General features: G+C 58.3%; 2 protein-coding genes. Both read left to right on the top strand.

The window, feature by feature from the left end:
* The first annotated feature begins 679 nt into the window (after positions 1-679).
* Positions 680-4,357 (top strand): chromosome segregation protein SMC, encoded by a 3,678-nt coding sequence (gene smc, locus AC0QHF_RS02780; protein WP_324702657.1) that lies wholly within the window; start codon positions 680-682, stop codon positions 4,355-4,357.
* Positions 4,358-4,449: 92 nt separating this feature from the next.
* A complete protein-coding gene (locus tag AC0QHF_RS02775) occupies positions 4,450-5,442 on the top strand; it encodes a PRC-barrel domain-containing protein (RefSeq protein ID WP_324702656.1) in 993 nt (330 codons plus the stop codon).
* The last annotated feature ends 487 nt before the right edge of the window (positions 5,443-5,929 follow it).

Here is a 5,929-nt window from a genome sequence, read left to right as displayed (position 1 = left end):
CGACTGAAGTCGCCGTTCGCTTTTCATCCGTGCTTTAAAAAGACACGGCTTTCAAGCTCTCGTCCTTTTCTCGTAAGTGACTCGCCCCCCTAGCCCCCCAATTCTGGGGGGAACCCGATGCTCAAAGTCCCCCAAAGTTGGGGGATTTAGGGGGCTAATTCTGGGGGGAACCCGATGCTCAAAGTCCCCCAAAGTTGGGGGATTTAGGGGGCTAATTCTGGGGGGGAACCCGATGCTCAAAGTCCCCCACAGTTGGGGGATTTAGGGGGCCAAGTCCCCCAAAGTTGGGGGATTTAGGGGGCCAAGTCCCCCACAGTTGGGGGATTTAGGGGGCAAAGTCCCCCACAGTTGGGGGATTTAGGGGGCAAAGTCCCCCACAGTTGGGGGATTTAGGGGGCCGAGTCCCCCACAGTTGGGGGATTTAGGGGGCCGAGTCCCCCACAGTTGGGGGATTTAGGGGGCCGAGTCCCCCAAGGTTGGGGGATTTAGGGGGCCGAGTCCCCCACAGTTGGGGGATTTAGGGGGCCGAGTCTGGGGGAGAACCCGACGCTCAAAGTCCCCCAAAGTTGGGGGATTTAGGGGGCCTGAGATGCTCAAGTCCCCTCTGAAAACCGCGATCGCTGTGCTACCCTGATGAGAAGATCAACCCGACCCGTTCAAACCCAGTCACACAGCCTCAATGGTTCACATCAAGCGCGTGGAACTGACCAACTTCAAATCCTTCGGCGGCACGACGGACATTCCGCTGCTGCCGGGGTTTACGGTCGTATCCGGGCCGAACGGATCGGGCAAATCCAACATCCTCGACGCCCTGCTGTTCGCCCTGGGTTTGTCCTCCTCCAAGGGGATGCGGGCCGAACGCCTTCCCGATCTGGTCAACAACGCCCAAAGCCGGAAATCCACCGTCGAAACCCGCGTCACCGTGACGTTTGACCTGTCGGACCTGGTGGTGGGGGAACCGGACTACGGGGAGAACGGCAACGGCGGCAACGGAAATGGGGCGATCGCGGCGGATACTGAAATTGACGATACCGAAAATAGCGGAGATTCCGACAGCGAAACCGACTCCGAGGAAGAGGGCGATCGCTTCATCCTCCCCACCGACGAATGGAGCGTGACGCGAAAACTGCGGGTGACGAAACAGGGCACCTACACCTCCACCTATTATATGAACGGGGAACCCTGCACCCAAACCGAACTGCACGAACAACTCAATAACTTGCGGATTTACCCCGAAGGCTACAACGTCGTGTTGCAGGGGGACGTCACCGGCATCATCACCATGAAAGCCCGGGAACGGCGGGAGATCATCGACGAACTGGCGGGAGTGGCCCAATTCGATCGCAAAATCGTCCTGGCCCGGGAAAAACTCGATACCGTCAAAGAGCGGGAAGAACGGAGCCGCATCGTCGAACAGGAATTGATCGTCCAGCGCGATCGCTTGGCCAAAGACCGCGCCAAGGCGGAAAAATACCAACAATTGCGGGCGGAATTTCAGGAAAAAAGCCAGTGGGAGGCCGTCCTGAATTATCAGACGTTGCAAAATCAAGTCTGGCGCCTGCGGGAACAGATCGAGGCGGGCGATCGCTCCTATACTGATTTAACCGAACAACTGCAACATCGGCAAACTGAAATTACCCGAGCCACCACCGAACTGGAGGCCCTCAACGCCCGAGTCAAGGCGATGGGGGAGGAGGAATTGCTGAATTTGCAATCCACCCTGGCGACAGAAGAGGCCGAACGCAACCAACTGCAACAGCGGCGGCGGGAACTGGAAACGGCCGCCCAGCAGGTGACGGGGCAGATCCGGGAGACGGAGGCGGAAGTACGGCAGCACCGGGAAACTTTAGCCAATTTGGAACGGCAGAAAACCGAGGAATTGGCGTTACAGGAACGGCGGCGGGGCGATCGCGATGGGGCCCTAGCCCTCGTCAACCGCACCCGGGAAGCGACCGAACAGGTGGCGTCCCAGGCGGAAACCTGGATGGTGCAGCAGACGGAACTGCACCGCAAAATCGAAACCCTGCAAAAAAGCCTCGACCCCCAGCGCACCGAACGGGCGCGACTGCGGGAGCGTTCCGAACAGTTGCAGCGGCAAAATTTGGAGCGGGAAGAGGCTTTAATCAGCCTGCGGCGGGAACTGACGAGCAAACAGCAGGAGTTGAAAACGGCGATCGCAACCCGGGACGCAATGGCAACCCAGGCGGACGCCTTGGGACGCACCGTGGCGGCGGTGGAGGACGAGTTGCAGTTGCAGCAGGAAACCCAGGCCCGGTTGTTAGAAGAACAGCGGGAGCGGCAGCGCAAACTCGATCGCCTGGAAGCCCAACAGCAGGCCCAGCAAGAGGCGACGGGGACCAACGCCACCCAAACAATCAAAAAGGCGAGTTTGGAGGGTGTGTGCGGCCTGGTGTGCCAGTTGGGGCGGGTGGAACCTCAATATCAACTGGCCTTGGAAATTGCCGCTGGGGGCCGGATGGGACATCTGGTGGTGGAAAATGACCGGGTGGCGGCGGAAGCGATCGAACTGCTGAAACGGCAGAGGGGGGGGCGGGCGACGTTTCTGCCCCTGAATAAAATTCGCCCCGGGCGGGGGGGACTGCCCAATTTCGCCACGATGCGATCGCTCGAAGGGATGATCGATCTGGCGGTGAATTTGATCGAGTGCGATCCGCGCTACAACGATATTTTCGCCTACGTTTTCGGCGGTACGCTGGTATTTAATACCCTGGAAAATGCCCGCCGCCATTTGGGACAGTACCGGATGGTGACGCTGGACGGGGAACTGTTGGAGGCCAGCGGCGCGATGACGGGGGGGAGTGCCAGTTCGCGATCGACTCTGCACTTCGGCACGGTGGACGACGAGGTGAGCGCGGAGGCCCGGGCGATCGCGGCTTTGAAGGAGCGGTTGTCGGAGATCGAGCGGATTTTGACCCGCTGCACCCAGGCGATCGCGGAGGGAGCCCAGGAGGCCAAGGCGCGATCGCTCGAACTCATCGACGCCAGACAGAATTTGCGGGACGCCCAGCAGCGGGTGTCCCAACTGGAAGGGATCATCGTCAACCTCACCACCCAGACGGAACAGGTGCGATCGCAATTTGAAGCCGGGAGTGCAGAATTTCGGCAGGCGGCGGAACGGCTGACAACCCTGGAAACCACCATCCCCAGCCAGGAAAAGGAACTGGAGCGCGATCGCGACACCCTCGCCCAACTCGAAGCCGCCCACAGCCACAGCGAATGGCAGCAGATGCAGGCCACCCTCCGCGGCCAGGAAGCGGACCTGCAAGCCAAGGAAACCGCCCTGGCGGCAGTCGATCGCCACCTGATCGAACTCGACACCCAGCAGCAGCGGTTGCAGGAAAAATTGCAGGGCGATGATCGCCGGTTGGCAGAATATCGCCGACAGCAAGACACCCTCACCCACCAATTGGCAGATATTCGCACCCGCCTCGCGGCGGTGGCCGAACAGATCGCCAAAACCCGCGCCTCGATGGCCGAAGTCGAGGAACGGCTGGGGGAGGAGAAAATACAGCGCGATCGGGCCGAAGCCGATTTGCGGGAAATGCACCTGGCCAAACAGCAGCTCGAATGGCAGATCCAGAAATTGCAGGAAACCCAGCAGGGACGGCGGGAGCAACTGGCGATCAAACAGGAACAGTTGGAAACCCAAAAGGCCGAACTCCCCGATCCCCTGCCCTCGGTGCCGAAAAATACCGACCTGGCGGCGGTGCAGCGGGACATCAAATCCCTGCAAAAGCGCATGGAAGCCCTCGAACCGGTGAATATGCTGGCTCTGGAGGAGTACGAGCGCACCCAGGCCCGCCTGGACGAGTTGAGCCAGAAGTTGGCGACATTGGAGGGGGAGCGGACGGAATTGCTGCTGCGGATCGAGAATTTCACCACCCTGCGGCGGCGGGCGTTCCAGGAGGCCTTCGACGCGGTGAACGAGAATTTCCAAACCATTTTCGCCACCCTTTCGGAGGGGGACGGCTATCTGGAAATCGACGATCCGGAGGAACCCTTCAGCAGCGGGTTGAATTTGATCGCCCACCCGAAGGGGAAACCCGTGCAGCGGTTGGCGTCCATGTCCGGGGGGGAAAAGTCCCTGACGGCCCTGAGTTTCATTTTCGCCCTCCAGCGCTACCGCCCGTCGCCATTCTACGCCTTCGACGAGGTGGATATGTTCCTCGACGGGGCAAATGTGGAACGATTAGCTAAAATGATAAAACAACAAGCAGAGCAAGCTCAATTTATTGTGGTCAGCTTGCGCCGGCCGATGATGGAAGCATCAGAGCGCACGATCGGGGTCACTCAAGCCAGGGGAGCCTATACTCAGGTTCTCGGTCTTAAGTTATAGTAACCCCCAATTCAACCAATCCGTCGGGACTGTTCCCGAACTGGATTGTAAAGTAATATGTATGTCTAATTTGGAATTAGATTCTGCCTAGCATGACATCTGAACATATCCGCCAACGTTCCGATCTTCTCGGTACTCAAGTCATTACCCGCGACAGAGGCAAGCGGCTGGGAGTGGTCAGCCAACTTTGGGTCGATGTGGACCGGCGAGAAATCGTCGCGATCGGGTTAAAAGACAATTTTCTGGCCGTGGCTGGACTGCCCAAATATATGTATCTCAACAGAGTCTGTGAGATCGGCGACGTGATCTTGGTGGATGACGAGCGGGTTCTTGAAGATGACGTTGATATTGAAGGGTACAGCGATTTAATCAACAGCGAAGTGATCACGGAGACGGGGGAACCCCTCGGCCGGGTGCGGGGTTTCCGGTTCGACACCCGGGACGGGAGGTTGGAGTCGCTGATCATCGCCTCCCTCGGTTTTCCACAAATTCCCGACCAGGTGATCAGCACCTACGAACTGTCCATCGATGCGATCGTCAGCAGCGGCCCGAACCGCCTGATCGTATTCGAGGGGTCCGAGGATCAGTTGCAACAACTGACGGTGGGCGTCCTGGAGCGTTTGGGCCTCGGCGAAGCCCCCTGGGAGAAGGAAGAGGAGGGGATGTACTACCCGCCGACGGTCAAACCCGCCAACCAGTTGGGCACCGGTGTCACCCAGGCGGCGCCCCAGCAGCAGTACCGCACCCCGGAACCGGTGGAGGAGGCCTGGGAGGAGCAGGAAACCTGGGAAGAACCCATCGCCGCCCCGGTGGTGCAGCAACCGGAGCCGGTTTACGATGATTATGAGGATGACAACTGGGGCGACGCGGAGCCCGACGAGTACGAAGAGGCGGAATACGTCCCCGTGGAACCGCCCCGCCAGGAGCGGCTGTACGCTCGGGAGTATGAGTACGAGTACGAGGACGACGTGGAGTCGGATGCCTGGGCGGACGACGAGACGCCCCGACCCTACAAGGCGCCACGGGTGAACATCCCCGAGAAGAAGAAGATGCCGGAGTATGAAGAGGAAACCGGCGGCTATTGATTTGAATGATTGGGAAACCCGGTTTCTGGTTGGGAAGCCGGGTTTTTTGGTGTTCGAGATTTGGAAGATTTCATCACTCCAGGCACAGAGGACACGGAGAATTGATTGGTTTTTAATATCAAATCCGGTTGAATGCCGGGAAAAAAACGGGTTGGATATTGAGACCGCTTGGGAATCAATTCCGGAGGGCGCAAGCCTTGCGCCCCTACCCGCTCAAATCATCGGTCGATGATTGGGGAGTTGGTGCGGCTGAATAACCGGATTTGATATAAGTCCTTATTTTTAAAGGTGTAGTTTAAAGACTTTTCAATAAATGCAATGTCTTCAGGTTCCATATTTTAAGCACGAAAAAAATGAATTTGAACGATGCCACGATAATTTTAAAATAACAAAAGGGAACGCACCATACTGCCTACACGGCGGACACAAAAATGTAGGGGCGAATGGCATTCGCCCTCCGGCAATTTTCCTTTTTGCGATCGCCTCA

Source organism: Lyngbya sp. CCY1209, assembly GCF_055795065.1.
Note: the sequence above shows the minus strand (reverse complement) of the source record. Positions and strands in the feature narration are given on the sequence as shown.

Coding starts and splice junctions, on each gene's coding strand:
- AC0QHF_RS02775 (WP_324702656.1), top strand. CDS start 4,450: ATGACATCTGAACATATCCGCCAACGTTCCGATCTTCTCGGTACTCAA.
- smc (WP_324702657.1), top strand. CDS start 680: ATGGTTCACATCAAGCGCGTGGAACTGACCAACTTCAAATCCTTCGGC.